The sequence below is a fragment of the Streptomyces sp. NPDC001750 genome (assembly GCF_042892615.1).
Lineage (GTDB): Bacteria > Actinomycetota > Actinomycetes > Streptomycetales > Streptomycetaceae > Streptomyces.
This window is the reverse complement of the sequence record NZ_JBIAUE010000015.1, coordinates 103,017-128,246: the sequence shown is the minus strand read 5'-3', so window position 1 is coordinate 128,246 and position 25,230 is coordinate 103,017. Positions and strand designations below refer to the sequence as shown.

Annotated in this window: 18 protein-coding genes and 1 pseudogene; 11 read left to right on the top strand and 8 right to left on the bottom strand. The window is 72.9% G+C overall.

Features of this window, described 5'->3' with window-relative positions:
- Positions 1 to 38: 38 nt before the first annotated feature.
- The 5 genes and pseudogenes from ACFYY6_RS23105 (at position 39) to ACFYY6_RS23085 (ending at position 9,302) form a co-directional block, all read left to right on the top strand.
- A pseudogene (locus ACFYY6_RS23105) lies at positions 39 to 1,458 on the top strand (PLP-dependent aminotransferase family protein).
- Positions 1,459 to 1,873: 415 nt separating this feature from the next.
- Positions 1,874 to 3,454 (top strand): alkaline phosphatase D family protein, encoded by a 1,581-nt coding sequence (locus ACFYY6_RS23100; RefSeq protein ID WP_351625772.1) that lies wholly within the window; start codon positions 1,874 to 1,876, stop codon positions 3,452 to 3,454.
- A gap of 71 nt (positions 3,455 to 3,525) precedes the next feature.
- Positions 3,526 to 4,899, top strand: a complete 1,374-nt coding sequence (locus ACFYY6_RS23095) for an SWIM zinc finger family protein (RefSeq protein WP_351516565.1) — start codon at positions 3,526 to 3,528, stop codon at positions 4,897 to 4,899.
- Positions 4,896 to 7,595 (top strand): DUF6493 family protein, encoded by a 2,700-nt coding sequence (locus ACFYY6_RS23090; RefSeq protein WP_389194885.1) that lies wholly within the window; start codon positions 4,896 to 4,898, stop codon positions 7,593 to 7,595. The genes ACFYY6_RS23095 and ACFYY6_RS23090 overlap by 4 nt, the downstream gene beginning before the upstream one ends.
- 210 nt (positions 7,596 to 7,805) lie before the next feature.
- On the top strand, positions 7,806 to 9,302 hold the full coding sequence (locus tag ACFYY6_RS23085; protein WP_389194882.1) for a GNAT family N-acetyltransferase: 1,497 nt from the start codon (positions 7,806 to 7,808) through the stop codon (positions 9,300 to 9,302).
- 175 nt (positions 9,303 to 9,477) lie between these two features.
- On the opposite strand, the gene ACFYY6_RS23080 is transcribed toward ACFYY6_RS23085, so the two are convergent.
- Complete coding sequence (locus ACFYY6_RS23080) at positions 9,478 to 10,782, bottom strand: trans-sulfuration enzyme family protein (RefSeq protein ID WP_389194879.1); 1,305 nt, start codon at positions 10,780 to 10,782, stop codon at positions 9,478 to 9,480.
- A 59-nt stretch (positions 10,783 to 10,841) separates the two neighbouring features.
- On the opposite strand from ACFYY6_RS23080, the gene ACFYY6_RS23075 reads away from it, so the two are divergent.
- Positions 10,842 to 11,339, top strand: coding sequence for an Lrp/AsnC family transcriptional regulator (locus tag ACFYY6_RS23075; RefSeq protein ID WP_389194876.1), 498 nt, complete (start codon positions 10,842 to 10,844; stop codon positions 11,337 to 11,339).
- 102 nt (positions 11,340 to 11,441) lie between these two features.
- Positions 11,442 to 13,127, top strand: coding sequence for a DUF885 domain-containing protein (locus ACFYY6_RS23070; protein ID WP_386608201.1), 1,686 nt, complete (start codon positions 11,442 to 11,444; stop codon positions 13,125 to 13,127).
- A gap of 322 nt (positions 13,128 to 13,449) precedes the next feature.
- Here ACFYY6_RS23070 and ACFYY6_RS23065 read toward each other — a convergent pair whose 3' ends face one another.
- The 4 genes from ACFYY6_RS23065 to ACFYY6_RS23050 form a co-directional block, all read right to left on the bottom strand.
- A complete protein-coding gene (locus ACFYY6_RS23065; RefSeq protein WP_389194873.1) occupies positions 13,450 to 16,626 on the bottom strand; it encodes an AAA family ATPase in 3,177 nt (1,058 codons plus the stop codon).
- Positions 16,623 to 17,789: an exonuclease SbcCD subunit D gene (locus ACFYY6_RS23060; protein ID WP_351516576.1), complete on the bottom strand. Its 1,167-nt coding sequence runs from the start codon at positions 17,787 to 17,789 to the stop codon at positions 16,623 to 16,625. The genes ACFYY6_RS23065 and ACFYY6_RS23060 overlap by 4 nt, the downstream gene beginning before the upstream one ends.
- Positions 17,790 to 18,008: 219 nt before the next feature.
- Positions 18,009 to 18,956: an ornithine cyclodeaminase family protein gene (locus ACFYY6_RS23055; RefSeq protein ID WP_351516578.1), complete on the bottom strand. Its 948-nt coding sequence runs from the start codon at positions 18,954 to 18,956 to the stop codon at positions 18,009 to 18,011.
- A gap of 131 nt (positions 18,957 to 19,087) precedes the next feature.
- On the bottom strand, positions 19,088 to 19,714 hold the full coding sequence (locus tag ACFYY6_RS23050) for a YigZ family protein (protein ID WP_351516579.1): 627 nt from the start codon (positions 19,712 to 19,714) through the stop codon (positions 19,088 to 19,090).
- A 58-nt stretch (positions 19,715 to 19,772) separates the two neighbouring features.
- Between ACFYY6_RS23050 and ACFYY6_RS23045 the strand changes: the two genes are divergently transcribed.
- Complete coding sequence (locus ACFYY6_RS23045) at positions 19,773 to 20,183, top strand: CoA-binding protein (protein ID WP_351516580.1); 411 nt, start codon at positions 19,773 to 19,775, stop codon at positions 20,181 to 20,183.
- Positions 20,184 to 20,300: 117 nt separating this feature from the next.
- A complete protein-coding gene (locus ACFYY6_RS23040) occupies positions 20,301 to 21,152 on the top strand; it encodes an aminoglycoside N(3)-acetyltransferase (RefSeq protein ID WP_389194868.1) in 852 nt (283 codons plus the stop codon).
- Between the two features lie 12 nt (positions 21,153 to 21,164).
- Here ACFYY6_RS23040 and ACFYY6_RS23035 read toward each other — a convergent pair whose 3' ends face one another.
- Positions 21,165 to 21,737, bottom strand: coding sequence for a helix-turn-helix domain-containing protein (locus ACFYY6_RS23035; RefSeq protein WP_389194865.1), 573 nt, complete (start codon positions 21,735 to 21,737; stop codon positions 21,165 to 21,167).
- A gap of 104 nt (positions 21,738 to 21,841) precedes the next feature.
- On the bottom strand, positions 21,842 to 22,597 hold the full coding sequence (locus ACFYY6_RS23030; protein ID WP_351625746.1) for an acyltransferase: 756 nt from the start codon (positions 22,595 to 22,597) through the stop codon (positions 21,842 to 21,844).
- 153 nt (positions 22,598 to 22,750) lie between these two features.
- On the opposite strand from ACFYY6_RS23030, the gene ACFYY6_RS23025 reads away from it, so the two are divergent.
- A complete protein-coding gene (locus tag ACFYY6_RS23025) occupies positions 22,751 to 23,293 on the top strand; it encodes a gamma carbonic anhydrase family protein (protein WP_389194862.1) in 543 nt (180 codons plus the stop codon).
- A gap of 169 nt (positions 23,294 to 23,462) precedes the next feature.
- Here the strand turns inward: ACFYY6_RS23025 and ACFYY6_RS23020 are convergent, their stop codons facing one another.
- The gene (locus ACFYY6_RS23020) at positions 23,463 to 23,915 is read right to left on the bottom strand and encodes a DUF4442 domain-containing protein (RefSeq protein ID WP_351516585.1); all 453 of its coding nucleotides are present in this window, start codon (positions 23,913 to 23,915) and stop codon (positions 23,463 to 23,465) included.
- 173 nt (positions 23,916 to 24,088) lie between these two features.
- Here ACFYY6_RS23020 and ACFYY6_RS23015 point away from each other — a divergent pair, with 173 nt between their 5' ends.
- Positions 24,089 to 25,159, top strand: coding sequence for a hypothetical protein (locus ACFYY6_RS23015; RefSeq protein ID WP_351625742.1), 1,071 nt, complete (start codon positions 24,089 to 24,091; stop codon positions 25,157 to 25,159).
- The last annotated feature ends 71 nt before the right edge of the window (positions 25,160 to 25,230 follow it).

The window sequence follows — 25,230 nt, the reverse complement described above, 5'->3', positions numbered from 1 at the left end:
GCTGGGCTGCGGTGTGGTCTGTTTTAGGGTCCGCTTTCATGACGTCATCGGGGACCAATCCACCGGCACGGGACGAGGAGCCCGGAAGGTTCACGGAGTCCGGCTCCGCGGCCTGGGAGCTGTTGGTGCCCGCTGCCGCCGCGCTGGCACGTCGACGGGGCCACGCCCTCCAGTCGGCTCTGCGCGAGGCCGTGCGTTCCGGTCGCCTCGTCCCAGGGACGAGACTGCCATCGGGCCGGGCGCTCGCCGCGGATCTGCGGGTTTCGAGAGGGCTGGTCACCGAGGCGTACGAACAACTGACGGCGGAGGGCTGTCTGCGCAGCGAACGCGGTGCCGGCACCTGGGTGGGCGGGGCCGTCCGGGCCGCCGCGCCGGGGGCGCGTGACCTGGCCCCGCGTGCGCCGGGCGCTCATGTGGACTTCCGCCCGGGTACGCCTGATCTCGCGCTGTTCCCCCGCAGTACCTGGGCCGCCGCCTGTCGCTCGGTGCTCGGCGGGCTGCCGCGCAGCGCGCTGGGCTATCCCGATCCACGGGGGCTGCCAGAGCTCCGGGAGACGCTTGCGGCCCTGCTCGCCAGGCGTCGTGGGGTGGTCGTGGAACCGGAGCGCGTGGTGGTGTGCTCCGGCGTGGCGCAGGCAATGACATTGCTCGGTTTCGTCCTGCGCGATCGAGGTGTGCGGGCGGTCGGCGTCGAGGATCCCGGCAGTCCCGAGCACGCGGCGCTGTTCGCGTCCGCCGGAATCACGGCCACCGCGCTGCCGCTCGACGCCGACGGGCTGGCTGCCGGGCCTCTCGTACGCTCGGATGTCCGCGCCGTGGTCACCACTCCGGCGCACCAGTTCCCCACCGGGATCGCGTATTCCGCCGCCGGTCGCGGCAGACTCCTGGACTGGGCCCGTGCCACGGACGGGCTGATCGTGGAGGACGACTACGACGGAGACTTCCGTTACGACCGCGCGCCCGCCGGGGCCTTGCAGGGCCTCGACCCGGAGCATGTCGCGTACGCCGGTTCGGTGACCACGTCGCTCGCCCGGGGCTGCGGCTGGGCCGACGGCTCGCACCGGCGGCGCTGACCGACGAGATCGTGGCCCGCAAGCGCACGATGGATCTGGGCAATCCGGCCGTCGATCAGGCCGTCCTCACCGAGTTCATCGCACGGGCGGCTACGACCGGCAGTTGCGCCGCTGCTGGCGGGCCTACCGCGAGCGCCGCGACGCCCTGGTCGCCGAGCTGACGGACCGCTTTCCCGGAACGACCGTGAGCGGCATCGCCGCCGGGCTGCACGTCATCGCGCGGCTCCCCGAACGCTACGGGCCCGAGCCGTCGTTCATGAGGCGCGCGAACGCGGCCGGGGTGGCCCTGCGCCCTCTGAGCGACTGCGAGACGGTGCCCTCCGGGAGCCGGACGGTGGATCTGCTGCTCGGCCATGCGCACCTGACGCCGCATGAGATCACGTGAGGGGTATGGCTGCTGGCGTCCGTCCACCAAGAGAACGGCGGGTGACGACCGGTTCGGGTGAGAGGCACCGGGTACCGGCGTGCGAGAACGGGATACCGGCGGCCGGGACAACGACGTCCGCGGGAGCTCCGGCCGCGGGCGCGGCGGCAACCGCAGCCGCGACAGCAACGGAACAACCGTGGCATGCGGAACCACGGTGACGGCAGCGACGGCCGCGGCAGGCAGGACGGCCGCGATGAGCACGAGGGCCGAGACCGACGGGACGACCGTTGCGGCCGTGACGTCCGGGACGACAGTGGCGGCCGCTGCCTGGTGTTCACCTGGGATTGGTGTGCGCGCCGCCGACGGGCACGAGGGTGGGGTCGGCCGACCGGCCCCTGGTCCACCGAAGCACCCGCCCGTGGAGGCGCCCCCGATGCCGAACCGTCCTCTTGTTCCGCCCCTCGACCGTCGCGGTGTGCTGCGCGGTTCCCTCGCCGTGTCGGCCGCGCTGTCGCTGCCCGCGGTGGGGGCCGCGGCCCCCGCGTTCGCCCTGTCCGGAAGGCCGCGCGCCGCATGGGGTGTGCAGGTGGGCGACGTCACCGCCTCGTCGGCGCTGGTCTGGGTCCGTTCGGACCGTCCCGCCAGGATGATCGTGGAGACGTCGGCCACGCAGTCCTTCCGGCGGTCACGCACCTGGCCCGGTCCGCTGCTAGGCGCCGGAACCGACTTCACCGGGACCACGCCGCTGTACGGGCTCCCGGCGGGCGAGCAGGTGCACTACCGGGTGACGCTGGCCGATCCGGCGGACCCGCGCCGCACCGGAGAGCCGGTGCACGGGACGTTCCGGACGGCGCCCGCCCGGCGCCGGGACGGGGTGCGCTTCCTGTGGTCCGGCGACATCGCGGGCCAGGGCTGGGGCATCAATCCGGACATCGGCGGCTACACCGTCTACGAGGAGATGCGCCGCCTCGACCCCGACTTCTTCCTGTGCAGTGGCGACAACATCTACGCGGACGGGGTGATCGAGCCCAGCGTGACGCTGCCCGACGGACGTGTCTGGCGCAACGTCACCACCGAGGAGAAGTCGAAGGTCGCCGAGACGCTGGCCGAGTACCGGGGGAACTTCCGCTACAACCTTCTCGACGCCAACCTCCGTCGGTTCAATGCCCAGGTGCCCTCGATCGTCCAGTGGGACGACCACGAGGTGCGCAACAACTGGTATCCCGGACAGATCCTCGACGACTCCCGCTACACCGAGAAGAACATCGATGTACTGGCGGCCCGTTCGACACGGGCGTTCCGCGAGTACTTCCCCGTGTCCACGCTGCGTGCTGCGTCCGGCGAGGGCCGGATGCACCGCGTCGTGCGGCACGGTCCGCTGCTCGACATGTTCGTCCTCGACATGCGGTCCTTCCGCAACGCCAACTCCCCAGGCCGGCAGCCGGACGACGCCACCGGCATCCTCGGCGCCGAACAGCTGCGCTGGCTCGAGCAGGAGCTGTCACGGTCCCGCGCGGTGTGGAAGGTGATCGCCGCCGACATGCCGCTGGGGCTGGTGGTCACCGACGGAGCGACCGACTTCGAGGCGGTCGCCCAGGGCGATCCCGGGCAGCCGCTGGGCCGGGAGCTCCAGATCGCGGAACTGCTCCGGTACATCAAGCACCGGCGGATCACCGGCACGGTCTGGCTGACGGCCGACGTGCACTACACGTCGGCACAGCACTACGTGCCCGAGCGTGCGGCGTTCAAGGACTTCGCGCCGTTCTGGGAGTTCGTTTCGGGTCCGCTGGCGGCCGGTCAGTTCCCGGCGAACGCGCTCGACGCGACGTTCGGTCCCGACCGGGTGTTCGTGCGGGCACCCGAACGGGCGAACGTCTCGCCGATGGAGTCCCCGCAGTTGTTCGGCGAGGTCGACATCGACGGCGACAGCGGCGAGTTGACCGTACGACTGCGCGCCCAGGGCGGTTCCGTGCTGTTCAGCAAGGTGCTGCGGCCGGGCCTCGTAGGACAGTGAGGCGGCCCCGACCGCTGTCCCCGGACGGCGGTCGGGGACCGATTGTCAGTGGTGGGTCCTACGGTTTTTCCATGACCCGATCCGTTCAGGCATTGGCCTACGCACGCCCGTCCGCCGTGGAGTCCTCACAGGCCGGGCGACTGCTCGGTCTGGAGACGTCCGGTGGACTCACTCCCCGGGGTGCCGAACCCCATCCCCGGTTCTTCTCCGGATTCCTCACCTCGCCGAGCATCGCCGCCCGCGGCCTGCTCGCCGTGGCGGACGTGGCGTCCGCGCGCTACTACCAGCGGACCCTGCCCGCCTCGCTCGATCCCGTGGTGACGGGCAATGGCGACCGATTGCGCTTCGAGTCGTTCTCCGGCTGCTGCGGCGTGTACGCGCGGCTCGACGTGCTGCGAGAAGGGCTGGACGGCGCGGAGACGGGGCACGGCACGACGAACGTGGACGTCAACAACCCGCTGCGGGAGGCCCTTTCCCGGATATCGGGTGACGATCCGCTGCACATGCGGGTGGGTCCGGAGGAGTTGGCCGTCACCACGCTGGACGGGCCGGTCGTGGAGAAGAAGGTGCCACTGCCCGACCGGTGGCTGCGCGGCTTCGCGGAGGCGCAGGTGGTGTCGGCCGGTTTCGATCTGCGGGCCGAGCTGTCCGCCGCCGAGGCCGTGCGGTTCCTGAGGTCACTGCCGCGCACGTCGGGGAACGCCTCGCGCGGAGCGCGCTGGGTGATCCCGGCGGGGAAGACACTGCGGCCGACGACACGGCCGGTGGCGGGGGCGGTGTGTCTGCCGGGCCCCGAGCGGCTGGTGGCGTTTCAGCGGGTGCTGCGTCATGCGACGTCCCTGCGGGTGTACGGCCCGGTGGCCGACGGCGCGGCGACCGCGAGCGCCTGGGAGGCGGTGCTTCCCGGCATGCGGCTCACGCTCACGCTGTCGCCCGAGGCCTCGCGCGGCTTCTCCGGCGAGGGCGGAGTGCTGGAGGCACTGGCCACCGAGGATGCCGCGGCCGACGCCGAGCTGGTGTCGCTGCTGCTGGCCTGGGAGCCGCGTATCGAGCCCGCCGACCTGGCGGAGCAGTCGGGTCTGACAGTGGAGCGGGTACGGGCCGCGCTCACCCGGCTGGGGACGGCGGGCCGGGTCGGCTACGACCTCGCGGACGCCGCCTATTTCCATCGCGAGCTGCCGTACGACGCGCACCGCGTGGAGCGGCACAACCCGCGTCTGGTCGCGGCCCGGGATCTGGCCGGCTCCGGAGCGGTCGCGCTCGACGGGGACGTGGCGGTCGTCTCCTCGGGCGAGCGTCGTTACCAAGTGAGGGAGAAGGACGGAATGCTCGGCTGTACCTGCCAGTGGTGGATCGACTATCGCGGCCGTCGGGGCCCCTGCAAGCACGCCCTGGCCGTGCGGATGGTCCGTCGTGGTGCGCCGGTCACCGGAGGTGTGCGATGAAGGACCTGCTCACCGCGGTCCGGGAAGGGCACGTGAAGGACGTCCCGGGCCTGCTGGCCGGACTGGGCCGGGCCGAACGCCGGGCGGCGCTCGTGGAGTTGAAGGCCCTGCGCAAGGAGGCACGGGGCTGGCACTGGAACGAGCGGGAGAGGTCACGCGACGCCCTGTTCGTGGCCGGCGCGGGTTGCCACACGGGGGCGGCGGCGTGCGCCACCTGGCTGGGCGGCCGGGACCTGGTGGGGTGGCGACGGACTCCCTTCTTCCGGGTCGTCGAGGTGCTGGGGGACCGCGATCCCGCCTGGGTCGCCGATGTGGCCCATCGGCTCGCGGCGCGGCCCGCGGCGGTGGAGTCCGCGTACGAACTCATCGTCGGCCTGGTGAAGCTCGCAGGGTGTCCGGTCCCCACCACGGACGCCTTCGTGCGCGGCTGGGCGGAGCACGTCTCCACCCTTCCCTGGCAGACGCGCAAGACGCGCCCCTTGACCGACATCCTCCGCGCCGACCCGTACCTGCCGGTTCTCCTCCCCCGCGTCTTCGAGTTGCCGGAGCTGCCGTCGTCGATGATCTGGTTCGAGGACACCACGCAGAATCCGTGCCAGTGGCCGGTGGCGCTGCTCGCTCTCGTCGACGAGGGGCTCGTCGAGCGGACGCCGCTCGTGGAGATGTCCCTCACCCGGTTGCTCCGGGGCGGGAAGCCTGCGGAACAGCGGTTCTGCCTGGCGTTGTTGCGGCGGCTGGAGCTGACCGAGCAGGAGGAGACCGGGCATCTCGCCGACTGGGCCGCCATGGCGGCGGACGGGATCTCCACCGTGGCCGGTCACGCCCAGGAGGTGCTCGGCCGGATGGACGAGCGCGGTGAACTGCCGGTGCGGTCGCTGGCGGAGGTCTCGGGTGCCGTGCTGTTCCGCACCGAGAAGAAGCTGGTCCGGACCCAGCTCGTGCTGATCGGCAAGGCCTTGCGGCGCGACCCGTCGACGGCCGACGAACTGCTGCCCGCCGTCGCCGAGGTCTTCGGGCACGAGGACATCGGCCTTCAGGAACGGGCACTGAAGCTCGTGACGCGGTACCTCTCCTCCGCCGGTGACACGACACGGGAAGAACTTGCCCTTTCGGCCGCACAGTTGAGCCCGGTGCATCAGGAAGCCGCGGCCGCGACCTTCGGTGTCCTGCCCGGCGACCGACCGACTGCGGAACCGTACGAGGAAGTACTTCCGCTCCCTCCTGTGCCGCGGCCTCTCGCACCCGCGCCGGCCACGCTGCCCGAACTCATCGAGGAGGTCGCGCTCCTGACGGGCGATCTGCGGTCCGGATTCGGCGGTTCCGGCGCCCCCTTCGACGTGTCGGCGTTCGAGCGGACACTGGACGGGCTGGTGCGGCACGCCCATGCCGACCGGACGGCACTGGGCGACGCGCTGCGTGAAGCGCTGACCGGTCAGTGGCGGATCGACAGCGAGCCCAGCCCCCATCTCAGACGGTGGCTCATCTCGCGCTCGGGCATCGAGATCGTCGTGGCCACGCTCCTCGGCGGGGAGTCGGCTCGGGCCGTGGCAGCCGACCGTCCGTCGCGGGAGCCCGATTGGAGGTGCGCCCACGCGGCACTGGACGGAATCCGCAAGGCCCGCCTGTGGGAGGCGGCCGACGCCGTGCTCGACGGCGGGGTGCCGTTCCTGCTGGCCATACCCACATCCCACACCGGTTCCCTCGATCCGGTCGTGCTGGTGGACCGGCTGCGCGCGTACCAGCGGCTGGGCGTCCGGCCCGGTGACGTCGACTTCGGTCAGGCCCTGCTCCGCGTACCCCGCGGCGAGGCGCAGCACGAGGCAGCGATGGCGGCCGCGGCCCTCGGCACGCCGGAGGGCAACCTCCTGGCGGCGTGGCTGCGCGCCGACGAACCCCTCGCCCGCGTACACCGCTTCGACCTGGAGAGGCGGACCCATACGGCCGGCGGACTGGTGTCGACGCCGGGCACCCGGACGCACCGCATGCTGATGGCCAGCGAGGAAAACCCCTTCGTCCGGCGGGAGTTCCCCCACCTCTTCCACTGGCTGGGGAAGCCCCACACTCCCACGCATCATGTGTGCTACCACTGGGGCGAACGGCCGGAGGGCTGGATCTCGTCCCTGCCCCAGGACGCGGAGACGCTGGCCGCCTGGATGCTGCCGAACATCTCGATCGGCACGGTCGAGGAGATACGGGACACCATGCGTCCGCTGCCGTCGCTCGCCGAGCTCGACGCGCCCGCGGGCGAGGCGGTCCACCTGGCGGTCGCGTACGGTCTGGCGTGCAGACACCAGGAGGACCGTCTCTCCGCGGTGGACGCCCTGCTGATACTCGCCGCGCGCCAACAGCTGGACGCCTCAATGCTCGGCGAACAACTGAAGGCCCTTCTCGAACACGGGCTGGCGAAGCCGAACCGGATCGCGGAGTCGGTCCGCACCGCTGCCGCCACCGGCGCGTACCGGACGACGCTCTCCGTGCTCGCCGCGCTCCTGCCCGGACTGCTCACCCGACAGAAGGCTCAACGTGGGCTGAATGATCTGCTCGCCGTGGCCGCCGAATGCGCGGAACACTGCGGCGCGGTGCGGGCCGAGCCGATATCCGGGCTCGCCGAGACGGCGGCCCGCGGCGGCTCCTCGCAATTGGTACGGCAGGCGGTACGCCTGCAGGCCGCCTGGGAGAAGGCGGGACCGGCATGACCACCTCGACCGTCGAGGCGTGACCCGCGCGAACAGCGCGAACCGCGCGGAGCGTGGCCGGACACCGTCCGGACCAGCACCGGTCCGGACGGGCCGCAATTGATCAAGGCGATATTTCGCCAAAACGGATGTTAGGGGTCGGATGCTCACTTAACCCGTCGGTCACAGACTGTTCGCGACCGGGCAACACCGCTCGGTCACAGTGAACTCATGACTGACAGGACATCCACCACGACCTCCCGCAGCCCGCACCACTGGCGGCGGGACCTGATCGAGCTGGCCGCGCTGTTCAGCGCCATGGCCGTGGCGGACGCCATCGCCAACCTGATCGGGCACCAGCCCGACGGACCGTACCTCCTGATCGCCTCGGCCGTGGCCCTGACCATGACCGCTGCGTTCCATACCTGGTGGGCGCGGCGCCACAGTCACGCTCCCCCGCCGACCGGGAGCCGCCTCGTCGCCGACGACGTCCGCGATGCCGACGGGCCACCCGGCCACCGCGTCGATGCCGAGGACGGACCCGGCTCCGCCGACAAGGTCGCGGCGACGGTGATCGTGCCCGAGTCGTCGGGGCCCGAGCCGGCGGGGCCCGGGGCGGTCCCGGCTGGCGAGGGCACGGTGTTGTGGCGGATGCGTACCACCGTGCGGGACGCACCGGGGAGTCTCGCCGCACTGTGCCTGGCGCTCGCCCGGCACCGGGTCGACATCCTCACGTTGCAGACGCACCCGCTCGCGCGCGGAACCGTCGACGAGTTCCTGCTGCGCGCCCCCGCGTCCCTCCGGGCCCGGCAACTGAGCCGGTCCGTCTCCGCCGCCGGGGGCGGGTCCACCTGGATCGAGCGGGCCGACGCCCACGACCTGGTGGACGCCCCGACGCGGGTACTCGGCCTCGCCACACGCACGGCACTGGACGCGGCAGAACTACCCCTCGCCCTGCGCCAGTTGCTGGGCCGCTGCACGATCCGCTCGCTGCCCCCGGTCCCGGTCACCGGTCACGCGCCGGACCGGGAAACGCCCCCGGCGGAGGGAGTGCTGGAGGAAACGGTGATGCGGCTGCGAGATCCGTCCGGGGGCACGATCACCGTCGAGCGACCGTATCTGCCGTTCACGCCGACCGAGTTCGCCCGGGCGGGGGCCCTGGTGGAACTGGACGCCCGGCTGGGCCCCCGCGTACCGCGCACCGAACACGTGCTCACGCTCCCCGAGGGCAACGAGATCACCGTGCGCCGCGCCGACCAGGACGATCTGGAGGCGGCCCGGGCCATGCACGACCGCTGCTCCGACCGGACGCTCGCCCTGCGCTATCACGGTCCGGTGCGCGACGCCGGCCGCTACCTGGACCATCTCCTCAGCCCCCGATTCGGCCGCACCGTGGCCGCGCAGACCGCCTCGGGACGCCTGGTCGCCCTGGGCCACCTTCTGTGGGACGGCGACGAGACCGAGGTCGCCCTGCTCGTCGAGGACGACTGGCAGCGGCGCGGAATCGGTTCCGAGCTGCTTCGCCGACTGGTGGCGCTCGCCGTCGAGGCGGGCTGCGAGAACGTCTATGCGGTCACCGGGGCCTCCAACACCGGCATGGTCGCGGCCATGCGTGGGCTGGCCCTGCCGCTGGACTACCAGATCGAGGAAGGCACGCTCGTCATCACCGCCCGGCTGGACGCGACACCGGTCCGTTCGCTGCCGCCGTACGAGCAAGCCGGTCACTGACCAGCAGGCCGGTCACGGCCACCCGGCCGGTCACCGCGGAACGAGCCCCGCACCGACCGACGAGCAAGGGCCAGCGGCCCGGTGGCCCAATCCGACCAAACGCCCGACGGCCGGGGGCGCGCGGACCCCCGCCCACACGCCCCCGGCCGTCCTCACCGGGCCGGACCTCGCCCCTTTACGAGGCCGGGCCTGTCCCGACGGCCCGGACCGCTCCGGGGCCCCGCTCCGCTCCGGACACGGAAGCGGCCTCGGACACGCCGTTCGTCCCGGACACGTGGACCGTCCGTGACGCCGGTTCCCGTTCTTCACCGGGACTCGGCTCGTCGCAGTCCAGCGCCCGGGAGAGATCGGCCCACAGATCCTCGACGTCCTCCAGCCCGACCGACATGCGCAGGAGCCGGTCCCCGACGCCGGAAGCCTGCCGGTCCCCCTCCTCCACGATGCGGTGGCTGATGGACGCCGGGTGCTGGATCAGGGTGTCGACGCTGCCGAGGCTGACCGCCGGGGTGATGAGCCGTACGGCCGAGATCACCCGGTGGGGATCGCCGTGCACCTCGAACGAGACCATCGCCCCGCCCAGTTCCGGGTAGTGGACCCGGGCGACGCGCGGGTGGGCCGCCAGCCTGCGCGACAGTTCCGCGGCGGTGGCGGAGGCCGCCCGCACCCGCACCGGGAGCGTCGCGAGGCCGCGCAGAAGCAGGTACCCGGCCATCGGGTGCAGCACGCCGCCGGTGGCGAAGCGCACCTGCCGCAGACGCGCCGCGAACTCCTCGTCGCAGGCGACGACGCCACCCATCACGTCGCCGTGTCCTCCGAGGTACTTGGTGGCGCTGTGCAGCACGATCCGGGCGCCGTGCTCCACCGGCCGCTGGAGCACGGGCGTGGCGAAGGTGTTGTCGACGAGCAGCGGCACCGAACCGCAGGAGTGCGCGATCGCCCGGATGTCGACCTCGGCGAGCGTGGGGTTGGCGGGCGTCTCCACCATCACCAGACCCGTGTCCGGCCGGATCGCCTCGGCGATGCCTGCCGGATCGGTCCAGGTCACCTCGGTGCCCAGCAGACCGGTGCCGAGGAGATGGTCGCTGCAGCCGTAGAGCGGGCGGACGGCGATCACGTGACGCAGTCCCATGCTCGCCCGGACCAGCAGCACGGCGGTGAGCGCCGCCATTCCGCTGGCGAACGACACGGCGCTCTCCGCCCCTTCGAGCCGGGCGAGCGCGTCCTCGAACCGGGCGGTCGTCGGATTGTCCAGGCGCGCGTAGACGGGCGGGCCGTCGGGCCTGGCGCCGTTCGTGGCGAAGGCGTCGATCCTCCGGGCCTCGCCCCGGGAGTCGTACGAGGGGTAGGTGGTGGACAGGTCGATCGGCGGAGTGTGCAGGCCGAGGGCCGCGAGATCGTCACGGCCCGCGTGCACGGCTTCGGTGGCGAGCGCCCGCGACCGGGGGGTCGCCGGGGGCGCCATGGAGGAGTCGGTGTCCATGACATCACTCTGAACATCACCCGGGCCCTGCCGGGACTGTCCCGTGCTACGTTCGGCAGATGTCCGAATCCGTCGTTCTCGACCCGGTGGACCTGCACATTCTGCGGCTGCTGCAGAACGATGCCCGGACCACCTACCGCGAACTGGCCGCCGAGGTCGGTGTCGCCCCGTCGACCTGTCTGGACCGGGTGGCCAGACTGCGTCGCTCCGGGGTCATCCTCGGCCACCGGTTGCGCCTCGACCCGGCGCGGATCGGCCGGGGGCTGGAGGCCCTGCTCTCCGTACATGTGCGCCCGCACCGCCGGGAGCTGATCGGTCCGTTCGTCGACCGGATCAGGGCGCTGCCGGAGTCCCGCGCCCTCTTCCATCTGACCGGGCCCGACGACTACCTGGTCCATGTCGCGGTCGCCGACACCGCGGACCTTCAGCGTCTGGTGCTGGACGAGTTCACGTCACGGCGTGAGGTGGCCCGGGTCGAGACGCGGCTGATCTTCCAGCAGTGGGAGTGCGGACCGCTGCTGCCGCCGACGGCGGGAGCACAGGGGACAGGTCCCTGAGCCGGAGCAGGGAGCGCACATCCCGGAGCCGGAGCGCAGGAAACAGGTCCTTGAGTCCGAATGCTGATGACGCGGAGGCCCTCGCCGTACGAGGATGTCCGCATGTCAGAAATTGCCGGCAGCGCGCTGCCCCGCCAGGTCGCCGACGCCTACGTCGACGCATACATCGAACTCGACCCGATCTCCGGCACGTACCTGGGTGTCGCGGCGAGTTCGCGGCACCTCCCCGATTTCTCCCCCGCCGGGCAGGAGGCCCGTGCGGAGCTCGCCCGCGCCACGCTCGCGAGGCTCGACGCCGCCGAGCGGCTGCCCGGCGCGGACACCGACGCCGAACGCCGCTGCGGCCGTCTGCTCCGCGAGCGCCTCATGGCGGAGCTCGCCGTCCACGAGGCGGACGAGGGGCTGCGCACGGTCTCCAACATCCACTCTCCGGCGCACAGCATCCGCGAGGTGTTCACGGTGACGCCGACCGAGACCGACGAGGACTGGGCGGCGGTCGTGGACCGGCTGCGCGCGGTTCCCGCCGCGCTGGAGGGGTACCGGGAATCACTGGCGCTCGGCCTGGAGCGCGGGCTGTACGGGGGGCCGCGCGCCACCGTGACGTTCATCGGCCAGCTCGACGAGTGGGCCGGTGACGACGGGACGGGCTTCTTCGAGGAGTTCGCCGCCGCGGGTCCCGCGCCCCTGCGCGCCGAGCTGGACGAGGCCGCCGGGCGGGCGAAGAAGTCGGTCGCGGAGCTGCGGGACTGGATGCGCGAGGTGTACGCCCCGGCGGTCGAGGGTGCGCCGGACATCGTGGGCCGCGAGCGGTACGCGCGTTGGTCGCGCTACTTCAACGGCACGGACCTGGACCTCGACGAGGCGTACGCGTACGGCTGGTCCGAGTACCACCGGCTGCTCGCCGAGATGAGGACGGAGGCCGGAAAGATCCTGCCCGGCGCGGGTCCCTGGGAGGCGCTGGCCCACCTCGACGTCCACGGCAAGCACATCGAGGGCGTGGACGAGGTCCGGACCTGGCTCCAGAACCTGATGGACGAGGCCATCGAGGCGCTCGACGGGACGCATTTCGAACTCGCCGAACGGGTGCGGAAGGTGGAGTCCCACATCGCCCCGCCCGGCGGTGCCGCGGCTCCGTACTACACGGGCCCGTCCGAGGACTTCTCCCGCCCCGGCCGCACCTGGCTCCCCACCATGGGCGAGACCCGCTTCCCCGTCTACGACCTGGTCTCGACCTGGTACCACGAGGGTGTGCCCGGCCACCACCTGCAGATCGCGCAGTGGACGCACGTCGCCGACAGCCTCTCCCGCTACCAGGCGTCGATCGGCCAGGTCAGCGCCAACTGCGAGGGCTGGGCGCTGTACGCGGAGCGGCTCATGGACGAACTGGGCTTCCTGCCCGACCCCGAGCGCCGGCTCGGCTACCTGGACGCGCAGATGATGCGCGCCTGCCGGGTGATCGTGGACATCGGCATGCACGCGGAGATGGAGATCCCCGCGGACTCCCCGTTCCACCCCGGCGAGCGGTGGACGCCCGACCTGGCCCAGGAGTTCTTCGGCAACCACAGCGGTCGTCCGGCCGACTTCGTGGAGAGCGAGCTCACCCGCTACCTCTCGATGCCGGGGCAGGCCATCGGGTACAAACTGGGCGAGCGCGCGTGGCTGCTCGGCCGGGAGAACGCGCGCACGGCGCACGGCGACGCGTTCGACGCGAAGGCCTGGCACATGGCCGCGCTCTCGCAGGGTCCGCTCGGACTCGACGACCTGGTGGACGAGCTCTCCAAGCTCTGAGCGGACGTCCGAGCTCTGACCGGACGTCGCTCCGACCGGACGTGTCACTGTCCGGCTCCGACCGGACGTTCGGACTCCGGCGGGACGCGTGCGGTCGACCTCTCCTCCTCGGCGGCCGGACGGCGGTGCCGGAGCGAGGAGAGGGCGATCGCACACGTCCCGCTCGCGTCGCCCGGCACCCGGGTCCCTCGGGGCCGGGCGGCGTGGGCGTGAGACCGGCCCCGGCACAACCGGCCGCACGGCGGGCTTCGGCGTGACGCAGACGGGCGGTCGAAAGCCGCCCGCCGCCAATCGCCGATCGCCCGCCGTCAGCCGTCAGCCGTCAGCCGTCAGCCGTGCCCGACGCGCGGTGCCGTACCGCCGACCCGTCGCGCTCCTTCACCACTTCGAGCTGGGCGGGGATACGGCGGCGCAGATCGGCCACATGGCTGACGATGCCGACGCTGCGGTCCCGTTCGCGCAGCGAGTCCAGGACGTCGAGCACCTCGTCGAGCGTCTGGTCGTCCAGGCTGCCGAAGCCCTCGTCGATGAAGAGCGTGTCCAGCCGTACGCCGCCCGCCTCGTCGGTGACGACATCGGCGAGCCCGAGCGCGAGAGCCAGCGAGGCGAAGAACGTCTCGCCTCCCGAGAGCGTCGCCGTGTCGCGTTCGCGGCCGGTCCAGGCGTCGACCACGTGCAGACCGAGACCGGACCTGCGGCTTCCGGTCCGGGCATCGGAATGGACCAGGGTGTACCGGCCGGACGACATGCGTTCCAGCCGCGCGGTGGCCGCGGCGGCGACCTGTTCGAGCCGTGCGGCCAGTACGTAGGACTCCAGCCGCATCTTGCGCTCATTGTCCGCCGAGGTACCGGCGGTGAGCGCGGCCAGCCGTGCCACCCGGTCGTACTCCTCGCGCAGCGGGCCGAGCTCGCGCACGCCGTGCGTGGCACCGCGCGACAGCCGGGTCAGTTCGGCACAACGCTCCCGCGCGGCGGACAGCGCCGCCGACGCCTCCCGCAGCAGCCGCTCGGCGGCGTCGTACGCGGCCCGGGCGGCGTCCACCGCGGCGGGCGGCCCGTCGGCGGCGGTACGGGCCGCGGTCTCGGCGAGCCGGTCGGCGACGGCGGCGGACTCCGACTGCCAGGCATCGGTCAGCCGCTGGAGTTCACGCTGTTCGGCGTCGGTCAGCAGACTCGCGGCGGCGTCCTTCGGGGTGTCGAACCCGGCCCGGAACGCGGCGTCGGCAAGTCGGCCGTCGGCCTCCTTGCGGCGCCGTGCGGCCGCCTCCTCCTCGCGTACCGCCATGGCGGCCGCGGCGAGCAGCCCAGCCCTTCGCTCCAGCAGCTCCGCGTGCTCGGCGACGCTGGCGCGGTCGCCCCGCGCTACCACCAACTCGGCTTCCAGCGAAGCCTGTTCCCGGTCCAGCCCCTCCCGCAGGGAAGTGCGGGCCGCGACCCGGCGCTCGGCCGACCGCAGCCCTTCCAGCCGCTCGGAGTGTTCCCGCTCGGCGGCCGCCAGGGCCTCGCGCGCCGCGTGCGTCCCGGCGGCGATCCGGTGCGCTTCGGCGTGCCGGTGGGTCAGCCCCTCGACGAGTGCGGCGAGTTCGACGACGGAGGGATCGGCGGCAGTCTCCGCGGCGGGCTCGGAGAGGGGCGTCGTCCGGGCCACCGCCCCGTCGCCCACCGGGGCCCCCGGCACGGCCGGCTCCGCACCCGCGGCCCCGGCGACACGCCCGGCACCGGTCCGTTCGACGGCCTCCGCGCCGTCCCTCGGCTGGGGCACGGCCGACCGCGCCGCGGCCCGGGCCGCCAGGTGCTTCTCGCGCAGGATCCCCAGCTCCCGGTCGGCCCGGGTGCGCACGTCCTCGGCCCGCCGGTAGGCGTCCAGGGCCCGCTCCTCGGCGGCCCGGTCGACATGGCCGTCGCTCGCGCGCGCGGGGGCGGGGTGGTCCCTCGATCCGCACACCGTGCAGTGCTCGCCGTCCACCAGTTCCGCGGCCAGTTCCGCGGCGATGTCACGCAGACGCCGTTCGCGCAGTTCCAGCCAGGACTCGTGGGCACCGACGGCGCGCTCCCGGGCCAGGGCCAGCCGCTCGACGGCGGCCGACACCTCCAGGGCGAGCGCGTCGCGCCGCCGGGCCGCCTCCCACCGGGCCCGCACGGGTTCCAGCCGTCCCGCGAGCTGTTCCGCGCGGGTCGCCGCCTCCTGGGCCTCCTCGACCCGGGCCCGCAGGGCGTGCCGGGTCGCCTCCCAGTCGGCCAGCCAGACCTTCGCCTCCTGGATCAGTTCGTCGTCCGCCCGGGCCTGTCGCTCCAGCCCGGCACGTTCGGCATCGATCTCCGCGCTGCGCCGCTCGGCGCGCTTCGCCGCGTCCAGTCCGCCGAGTTCCTGACGGAGCCCGCGCTCGAGTTCGGCCAGTTGCTCGGCGCCCGCCTCGGCGAGGGCGGCGGGCAGCAGCGCGCGGGCGCGGTCCCGGGCCTCCCGGGCGGCGTGGTAGGCGCGTTCGGCCTCCTCGCGCAGTTCCAGGGCGGGGGCGACCTGGTCCGCCTTGCGGGCGCGGGCGAGCCGTTCACGGCGGCGGTCGTGGTCGGGACGGCCGGTTTCGAGCGCGGCGGCGCGGCGCCGGGTCTCCTCGTACCGATGCTGGAGCGCGGCACGTTCGCGTTCGGCGTCGAGGGCCAGGCGGGCGGATTCCTGTCGGCCCTCGGCGAGGGCCAGTACGGACACGGCGATGTCGAGCCGTTCCCGGGCGCCGCTACGGGCCTGCGCGGCCCACTCCAGCACGCTCGCGGCGAGGCCGGGGTCACCGGGCTGGAGGCCGGGGAGCACCGCTTCGCGCGCGGCCGGACCGGCGGCCTGGGCGATCCGCTGAGCGGTCGCGAGGACGCGTTCGTCCCCAGCCCTGACCTGGACCTCGGCGGCACGGCGGAGCTCTGCGAGCCGGTCCTCGACGGCGGCGAAGCGACGGGTGTCGAAGAGCCTGCCGAGCAGTTTGCCCCGCGCCTCGGCGTCGGCTCTCAGAAAGCGCGCGAAGTCGCCCTGCGGCAGGAGCACCACCTGGCAGAACTGGTCGCGGCTCATCCCGATCAGCTGCGTGATCTCCTCGCCGATCTCCTGGTGCGAGCGGCTGAGCGACCGCCAGCCGCCGTCCGGCTCGTACTCGCGCAGGCGGCTCTGCGCCTTCTCCGTCGTGAAGCCGTCGCCCTTCTTCTTGGGGCGGGGCTGGGCCGGACGACGGGTGACTTCGAGGCGCCGGCCGCCGACGGTCAGGTCGAGCGCGACCTCGGTGGGTACGTCCGCCGGGGCGTGGTCGCTGCGCAGCGAGCCGCCGGGGGTCTGACGGACGCCGGGCACCGAGCCGTAGAGGGCGTAGCACACGGCGTCGAGGACCGAGGTCTTCCCTGCGCCGGTCGGCCCGTGCAGCAGGAAGAGCCCGGCCGCGGAGAGCGTGTCGAAGTCGATGTGCTGGGTGCCGCCGAACGGTCCGAAGGCCGTGAGCGTGAGCCTGTGCAGCCTCACCGGTTCACCTCGCGCAGCGTGTCGTCCACCCGGACGTGGTCGAAGGCACCGCGCAGCACGGCGCGTTCCCGCTCGTCCGCCGCCGCGCCGCCGCGCACATGTGCCACGAAGTCCTCCGCGATCTGCTGGTCGTCGCGCCCCTGGAGGCGCTGAGCGTACGAGGCGAGCGGGTCGTCGGGGGCCCGGTCGGGGTCGAACACGAGGCTGAGGGTGTGGGGGAAGCGTTCGGCGAGCCGGGCCATCGGTTCGGTGGGGCGCACCGGGTCGGTGAGCGTGGCCTCGACCCAGGAGTCCCGGTGGCGTTCCAGCGCGGGGTCGTCGAGGAGGGAATCGAGGCGGCCGCGGAGTCTGGCGAGCGGTCGGGGCACCGGGCAGTCGACGCGTTCGGCGGTGATGCCCCCCGAGGCGTCCAGGTCGACGAGCCACATCGTCTTGCGGTGGGCGGCCTCGGAGAAGGAGTAGGCGAGCGGTGAGCCGGAGTAGCGGATCCGCTCGCTGACGGTCTGGCAGCCGTGGAGGTGTCCGAGCGCCACGTAGTCGACGCCGTGGAAGACTCCGGCGGGTACGGCGGCGACCCCGCCGACGGTGATGTCGCGTTCGCTGTCGCTGGGTTCCCCGCCCGCGACGAAGGCGTGGGCGAGCACGACGGACCTGGTGCCTCCGGGCCGTTCGGCGAGGTCGGCGCGCACCCGGTCCATGGCGGCGCCCAGCACCGCCTCGTGTCCGGCGCGCTCCGCCCCGAGGACGTCCTTGACCAGGGCGGGTTCCAGATAGGGCAGTCCGTAGAACGCCACGTCGCCGTGGGCGTCGCGCAGGACGACGGGGGTGGCGCAGTGGGCGGGGTCGGTCCGCAGATGGATTCCGGCTCGTCCGATCAGCCCGGCGCCGACGCCGAGCCTGCGCGCCGAGTCGTGGTTCCCGGAGATCATCACGGTGGGCACCCCGGCGGCGGCGAGCCGGTGCAGCGCGTCGTCGAAGAGCTCGACGGCGGACAGCGGGGGCACCGCCCGGTCGTACACGTCACCGGCCACGACGACCGCGTCCACCTCGTGCTCGCGCACCGTGGCCACCAGGTGGTCCAGGTGGGCCGCCTGGGCTTCGAGCAGGGAGACCCGGTGGAAGGACCGGCCCAGGTGCCAGTCCGATGTGTGCAGAATTCTCACGTGCCGGCTCCGCCCTGCGTCATCTTCTTCCTCCGCCCCCGTGTCCGGTTTTGTGCCCGGCGCACACCATGACCGGCCCGCGGACCGGCGCGGCTTCGTGATCCGCGCCGATCGCCCGCCGCGACCGCTTCCGTACCGGCGAGCACAACGTTCTCCCCGCTGAGCACACTGTTCTCACCGCTCACAGTGTCCCACCGGCATCGGCCGCCCACGGCGCCTTCAGCCGAGAAGATCGACCGGCGTCCCGACGCCGAGCCGTTCCGCCTGCCGGTAGGCGACCCGGGCGACGGCCAGGTCCTGCCAGGGGAGCCCGACGGGTGCGTATACGGAGCGTGCCGTGTCCGGGACGCGGCCGGGACGGGTGCCGTCGAGCAGTTCACCGAGCGTGGCGTGCGCGGCGCCGGGCGGCAGTCCCGCCGCGGCCAGCGCTCCCGTGGTCGCGGCGAGTTCACGGTCGTCGACGACGAGGAGGGCGGAGCCGAGCAGGTCGGCGGAGAGTTCCTGTTTGCCGGGCTCGTCGGCGCCGAGCGTGGTGAAGTGCTGGCCGGGACGGGTGTCGGCGAGGCCCAGCAGCGGGGTCCGCGACCAGGTGGCGAGCAGGACGACGTCCGCGGCAGCGGCGACCTCGGCCGCCGAACCGAGGACACGGCCCCGGTGCCGGCCGGCGAAGCCTGCCGCGCGCTCCGGGTCGGTGTCGTGCACCACCAGGTCGCGGAACTCGCGCAGGCTCCGTACGCCACGGACCATGATCTCGGCCTGCGCGCCCGCTCCGACGACGCCGAGCACCGCTTCGCCCGCCGGATCGGGTGCGGCGAGGACATGGGTGCCGAGGGCCGCGGCGAGGCCGGTCCGCCAGGCCGTGACGGTGGCGGAGTCGAGCAGGGCGAGGAGTTCGCCGTCCCGTCCGCTGTGCAGGCAGATCACACCGCGCAGCGCGGGCCGGGCGCCCGGGAACTTGGCGTTGACCTTGACGGTGTACGCGTCGACGCCCGGCAGCAGTCCGGGCATCAGGGCCGTCGCCGTACCCGGGAACGGGAGGTCCGTGCGGAACCGTCGGCCGGCGACGGTGGCGGCACCGGCCCGACGGAAGCCGTCGCGCAGGGCCTCCAGACAGGCGTCCGGTTCGAGCACGGCCAGGAGATCGCTGCTGGTCAGAAGCCGGGTCATGGCCCCATTGTCCGATGCGGCCGACGGGCTCCCACACATGCCCCCCACGCCGGAGCGCCGTGTACGCGAGGTCGTCGGGAGGGCCGCCCCGGCGGGTCGTCGCGGCCGGTCCTCCCTGCCGGGCGCCTGTGTCACGCGTCCCCGTACGCCTCGCCGCCGAGTTCCAGCCGGGCCTCGCCCGCCGTCGCGTCGGCGAGCCAGCCGCGGAACGATTCCACGTCGGAGTCCGGCAGTCCGACCTCGATGACGACGGCCTCCGCGTACCGGACCTCGCGCACGGATCGGCCGGTGGCCCGCAGATCGTTCTCCAGCTTGCCGGCCCGCTGATGCCCAATGGTGATCGCGGCGAGGCGGAACCGCTGCCGGGTGATGGTGCCGAGGGCGTCGAGGGCCTCGCCGACCACTCCCCCGTACGCCCGGATCAGGCCCCCCGCTCCGAGTTTCACGCCCCCGTAGTAGCGGGTGACGACGGCGACGACGTAGCGCATCTCCCGGCGGGTCAGCATCTGCAGCATCGGGAGCCCGGCGGTGCCGCCCGGTTCTCCGTCGTCGCCGGCCTTCTGCACGGACGCGTCGGCGCCGATCACGTAGGCGAAGCAGTTGTGGGTGGCGGTGGGGTGCTCGGCGCGAACGCGTGCGACGAAGTCCTGCGCCTCCTGTTCGGTGGCGGCGGGGGCGAGCGCGCAGATGAAACGCGACCGGTTGATCTCGGTCTCGTGCACGCCCGCGCGGGCGACGGTCCGGTACTGCTCCTGCATCCGGCCAGCCTATGCCCCCTCCGGGAACAGCCGGAGACCACCGTCCGTTGCCCCGATCATGTACGCAGACTCGGAGACGATCCGCAGGATTCTTCTGGACACGGGCGACACCTGGGCCGTGGTCGGCCTGTCCGACAACCCGTCGCGCGCGGCCCATCACGTCGCCGAGGTGCTTCAGCGCTTCGGCAAGCGGGTGGTACCGGTGCATCCGAAGGCGGAGCCGGTCCACGGCGAGCAGGGGTACGCCTCGCTGGCGGACATACCGTTCCCGGTGGACGTGGTGGACGTCTTCGTCAACAGCGGGCTGGCGGGCGGCGTGGCCGACGAGGCGGTGGCGATCGGCGCGAAGGCGGTCTGGTTCCAGCTCGGCGTGGTCGACACCGAGGCGTACGAACGCACGCGCGCGGCCGGGCTCGACATGGTCATGGACCGCTGCCCCGCGATCGAGATCCCCGCGCTGGGCGGTTAGGGCGTCTCCGACGGCCGCCCGCCGTGCGGCGCCCGGCCCGCACGGTCGTGGCGGCCCGTCCTCCGTCCGGATGTGCGTGGTGTCCACATCGGTGGGCGGCTGGGAGAATGACGGGCTGTGACCACTACGCCGTCGCCCATCGCCCCCCACACCCGAGCGGGGCTCGCGGAGCAATTGTCCGAGCTGGGAGTGGCGCGGGGCGGCGTCCTGATGGTCCATGCCTCGATGCGTGCGGTGGGCCCGGTGAGCGGCGGCGCCCGGGCGGTGGTGGGAGCGTTGCGGGACGCCCTCGGCGAGCGCGGCACGCTCGTCGTCCCGTCCTTCACCCCGGAGAACTCGGACACCTCTCCGCAGTACCTCGACCGGGTGCGCGGTCTGACCGGCCGGGAGCGGGAGGCCCTGCGGGCGCGGATGCCCGCCTTCGACCCGGCGACGACGGCCGCGCCGTCGATGGGCCTGCTCCCGGAGACCGTACGGCTCACCGAGGGGGCGGTGCGCAGCGACCATCCCCAGACGTCCTTCACCGCGCTCGGCCTCCTCGCCAGGGAGCTGACGGCGGGCCACCGCCCCGACTGCCACCTCGGCGAGGACTCCCCGCTGGCCCGTCTCCACGAGCTGCGCGCCCAGGTGCTGCTGCTGGGCACGGGGTTCGACACCTGCACGGCGTTTCATCTGGGCGAGTACCGGATGCCGTCGCCGCCCCGTCGCCGCTACCGCTGCGTGGTGGGGTCCGCAGGGCGGCGCCAGTGGTGGGAGTACGAGGACGTCGCGCTGGACGACGGCGATTTCGCCGTGCTGGGAGCCGAGTTCGCACGCGCGGACGGTGGTGCGGGGGTACGGAGCGGTCCGGTCGGTTCGTCGACGAGCCTGCTCTTCCGCCTGGACGCCGCCGTCGATTTCGCGGCCCGCCGTCTGCCCTCGCTCCGGGCCGGTGTCGCGGACCGGGCACCGTGCCGCACGGACGGCTGACGGACGCGGCGTTCAGCGCGCGGGCGGGATGGAGACCGCCATAGTGGCCTCGGCCGGTTCGATGCCGTCGTTGCGGTAGGTGTGCGCGTGATGCGCCTCGAACGTGGCGGAGACACCGGCGGGTACGGCGCACGGAGTGCCGTCGACGACCAGGGTGAGCTCGGCCGCCGTGACGTGGAGCAGTTCGACGGCGCCCTCGGGGTGCGGGTCGGAGGTGCGGCTGTCGCCGGGCATCAGGCGCCACGTCCACAGTTCGAGCGGTCCCCGGGCCTCCGTGCCGACGCGCAGGACGGCGGAACTCCCCGCCGGCGTCGACCACATGCGTACCGCCCGGTCCCCGGGCACGAGCCGGACCGGCGACACCGGTTCGTGGTCCAGCAGCGTGGTGATGCCGACTTCCAGCGCGTCGGCCGGCTTCACCGTCGTACCGACACTCGGGTTGGTGCGGGCCTGCTCGATCTGGATGATCATGCCGCGGCTGACCCCGGCGCGGGCGGCCAGGGTGTCCAGGGTGAAGCCGCGTTCGCCTCGCCAGCGCTTGAGGTTGCGGGCCGGCGACTGGGTGAGCTGATCGAGGTCGGACACGTTCCGTCCAGGATTCCGGGGACGAGGGCCGACGGCGGCGGCATCGCGGTGCGGCGCGACCGACGATGCACGGCACTGTACTGCGCCGTCCGGTCCGGCCGTTCTCAGCCTGCGGGCGGGACGGAGGTCTCGCCGGGCTCCGCCGGCGCGAGCAGCTGCTCGGGGGTGACGTCCGCCGGGATCGGCACCGGCGCGGGGGTGCGCAGCGGCGGCTGCCAGCCCTTCTCCGGGTCCCAGCTGCGCACGACACGGGCGGGGGCCCCGGCCACCACCGCATGGTCGGGCACGTGGCCGCGTACGACGGCGCCGGCGGCCACCACCACGTTGCGTCCGAGGGTGGCCCCCGGGAGGATCACCGATCCGGTTCCGATCCAGCAGCCGGGTCCTATGGCGACCGGCTCCATGCGGGGCCACTGCCGGCCGATCGGCTCGTGCGGATCGTCGTAACTGTGGTTGGTGGACGTGATGTACACGTACGGTCCGCAGTACGTGTCGGAGCCGATGGTGACCAGGGTGTCGGCGACGACATGACTGCCCCTGCCGAGCACCACACCGTCGCCGAGGGTCAGGATCGGTTCGGGCCCCAGGTCCAGATCGGGCATGAGTCCCGCGGTGAGCGTGACCTGTTCGCCTATCACGCAGTGGGCGCCGAGTTCGATCCACTTCTCGCCGAAGACGGTGCCCTGCGGAAAGGCCAGCCGGGTCCCGTCGCCGATCCGGCCGAACCGCAGTCCACCGGGGTGCTCCGCGGTGACCGCGCCCCACTCCCGCACCCGGCGCCAGCCGTGGTGGACGGCGCGGGAGAGGACGCGCCGCCGCCAGACGGCGAGGGGGGAGAACGTGTTCCTGTTGTTCGGCACCCGCACACGGTAGTCGGCGGCGTGCGGCGCGATCACCGCGACCGCCTGTGATGTTCACCCCACTCGGGGACGGTCCGTCGCCGGTCGCATAGCGTTCCTCCGACGCGATCGGACATCCGGGATCGCGCACCGGCCGGCACGGAGGAACGGGCGATGTCGGAGCAGGCGTTGGTGACGGGAATCGGCGGCAAGGAACCGGAGGTCGACGCGGACGCCTTCACCGCGCCGACGTCCGTCGTGATCGGCGAGGTCACGCTGGCGGCGGGCTCCAGCGTCTGGTACCAAGCCGTGCTGCGCGCCGACTGCGGCCCCATCGTGGTGGGTGCGGACAGCAACGTCCAGGACAACTGCAGCATCCACACCGATCCCGGCTTCGCCGTCACCGTCGGCGAGCGTGTATCGGTCGGGCACAACGCGGTGCTCCATGGCTGTGTCGTCGAGGACGACGTCCTGGTCGGCATGGGGGCCACGGTCCTCAACGGCGCCCGCATCGGGGCGGGTTCGCTGATCGCGGCGCAGGCGCTGGTGCCGCAGGGCATGCAGGTGCCGCCGGGCTCCCTGGTCGCGGGAGTCCCCGCCAAGGTCAAGCGGCAGTTGACCGAGGAGGAACGCGAAGGCATCAGGTTCAACGCGGCGGGCTACGTCGAACTGGCCAAGGCGCACCGCAGGGCGCACGAGGACCGCGCCGGGCGATGACCCGAGGGGGCGACCGGGGCGGGCGAGGGCTCCCCGGGCTCGGGCCGGAATCCGCCGGGCGGTGGGGCGATCCGCCGCCCGGCCGGTGCCCCACTCGCGCGGACGACGTACGGGGCTGCCGCTCCCCCGTTCGCCGGAGGTGCGGCAGCCCCGTACGGGCGGCCGGGGATCAGGCGTGGGGACGGAGCGTCCAGAGGACCGTCATCTCGCCGGTCACCGCGCCGTCCGCACGCCGTATCTCGATGGCCACGGGGAATTCGGGCCGCTCCCCGCGGTCCAGTTCCGCGACGACATCGGCCACCGGCCGGCCCAGGGTCGCCGTCGCCGTGACCTCTCCCATGGCCAGCTTCTTGTAGCCGATCTCCGCCCGCACGGCCAGAGGCACGGCGCGCGACAACTGGTCGCCGAAGGCGGCCAGTACGATCGCGCCGCTCGCCGATTCCGCGAGCGTGAACATCGCTCCGGCGTGAGGGCCGCCGATGTGGTTGTGGTATTCGGCCCGGTCCGGCAGCCGGACCACCGCGCGTTCGGCGGTCGTCTCCAGGAACTCCAGACGGAGGGTACGGGCCATGGGGACCGTGGCGGCGAGCATCTCGCCGACGTTCGACTGTGCAGCACTCATGACCTGATGTTACTTTCGGGTAGCCCGGCTGTGCCATCCCGCTTCCCCGGCCCCCGTCCCGCTCCCCCGTGTTTCCTCACCGGTCCCCCGTTCCCGGCCCGCCGCTTCCTTCACCATCCGCTCACGGGGGCGGACGTAGCCGTCCCGGCCGGGCCCCCTTATTGTTTCCAGCCATGTGGCCAGGACAGCAGCCGCCCGGGGGCGAGCACAACCCGCAGGACCAGAACCAGAACCCGTACCAGCAGCCGGGGTACCAGCAGCCGAATCCCTATCAGCAGCCGGGATACCAGCAGCAGGGACAGCCCGGGCAGCACCCGGGACATCCGCAGCAGGGGCAACAGCCCGGCTACGGCTACCCGCAGCCGAACCCGTACCAGCAGCCGACCGTTCCGCAGTACGCGGTTCCCGGTCCGCCCGGTGCTCCGCAGCCCGGCAACGACAAGAAGAAGACCACCGCCGTGGCGATCGTCGCGGCCACCGCCGTCGTGGTGGCCGCGGTGGTCACCGGTGTCGTCGTGATGAACAAGGACGGCGACAAGGGCAAGGACGTCGCCGACGACAAGAAGACCTCGGCACCCGCCGACCCGTCCGAGACCGCGGCCTCGCCGGAGGCGAACCCGCGCGGCGGCGAGGATGCCAAGCCCCTCGTCGCGGGCTGGAAGGTGGTCACCAATCCCAAGTGGGGCACCCGGTTCGACGTGCCCGGGGACTGGGAGGTCGGGACACCCGGCACGTTCTCGTTCTTCGAGGACGAGAAGAAGGGCGACGGCTCGCCCCTGATCGGATTCTCCGCACCCTCGTACCTCCAGAAGAAGTGGTGCGTGGACGACTCCGACAAGGACGGCGTCGAGGAGACCTCCAGCCTGGCCAGCGCCGGCACCAGGGGCGCCCAGGGCGCCACCGACGCCGCCAAGAACGCCCACAGCGAGGCCGGTACCTGGGCGTGGGGCGCGTACGCGCAGCACATGCCGCAGAGCACCATCAAGTTCACCCCGGCCAGGCAGTACACCACCAAGTCGGGGCTCACCGGCCAGGTCGTCACCGCCACCGCTCCCGGCGTCACGAAGCGCAGGAAGTGCGACAGCGACGGCAAGACGATCGCCTTCACCTTCAAGAACAAGAACGGCGATTTCGCGTCCTGGGTGCTGTACGCGGCCGACAACGTGCCGGGCGAGCTCCCGGACACCACCATCGAGAAGATCCTGAGCACCGTACGGCTGACGGACGTCGCCCCGTCCTCCTGACGCCCCCGCGGCCGGTTCGTGGGGGCGTTCCGCCAGGGGCGCCGTTTATTCGATTGGCACGAGGGGGCCGC

Coding starts and splice junctions, on each gene's coding strand:
- ACFYY6_RS23100 (WP_351625772.1), top strand. CDS start 1,874: ATGCCGAACCGTCCTCTTGTTCCGCCCCTCGACCGTCGCGGTGTGCTG.
- ACFYY6_RS23095 (WP_351516565.1), top strand. CDS start 3,526: ATGACCCGATCCGTTCAGGCATTGGCCTACGCACGCCCGTCCGCCGTG.
- ACFYY6_RS23090 (WP_389194885.1), top strand. CDS start 4,896: ATGAAGGACCTGCTCACCGCGGTCCGGGAAGGGCACGTGAAGGACGTC.
- ACFYY6_RS23085 (WP_389194882.1), top strand. CDS start 7,806: ATGACTGACAGGACATCCACCACGACCTCCCGCAGCCCGCACCACTGG.
- ACFYY6_RS23080 (WP_389194879.1), bottom strand. CDS start 10,782: ATGGACACCGACTCCTCCATGGCGCCCCCGGCGACCCCCCGGTCGCGG.
- ACFYY6_RS23075 (WP_389194876.1), top strand. CDS start 10,842: ATGTCCGAATCCGTCGTTCTCGACCCGGTGGACCTGCACATTCTGCGG.
- ACFYY6_RS23070 (WP_386608201.1), top strand. CDS start 11,442: ATGTCAGAAATTGCCGGCAGCGCGCTGCCCCGCCAGGTCGCCGACGCC.
- ACFYY6_RS23055 (WP_351516578.1), bottom strand. CDS start 18,956: ATGACCCGGCTTCTGACCAGCAGCGATCTCCTGGCCGTGCTCGAACCG.
- ACFYY6_RS23050 (WP_351516579.1), bottom strand. CDS start 19,714: ATGCAGGAGCAGTACCGGACCGTCGCCCGCGCGGGCGTGCACGAGACC.
- ACFYY6_RS23045 (WP_351516580.1), top strand. CDS start 19,773: ATGTACGCAGACTCGGAGACGATCCGCAGGATTCTTCTGGACACGGGC.
- ACFYY6_RS23025 (WP_389194862.1), top strand. CDS start 22,751: ATGTCGGAGCAGGCGTTGGTGACGGGAATCGGCGGCAAGGAACCGGAG.
- ACFYY6_RS23020 (WP_351516585.1), bottom strand. CDS start 23,915: ATGAGTGCTGCACAGTCGAACGTCGGCGAGATGCTCGCCGCCACGGTC.
- ACFYY6_RS23015 (WP_351625742.1), top strand. CDS start 24,089: ATGTGGCCAGGACAGCAGCCGCCCGGGGGCGAGCACAACCCGCAGGAC.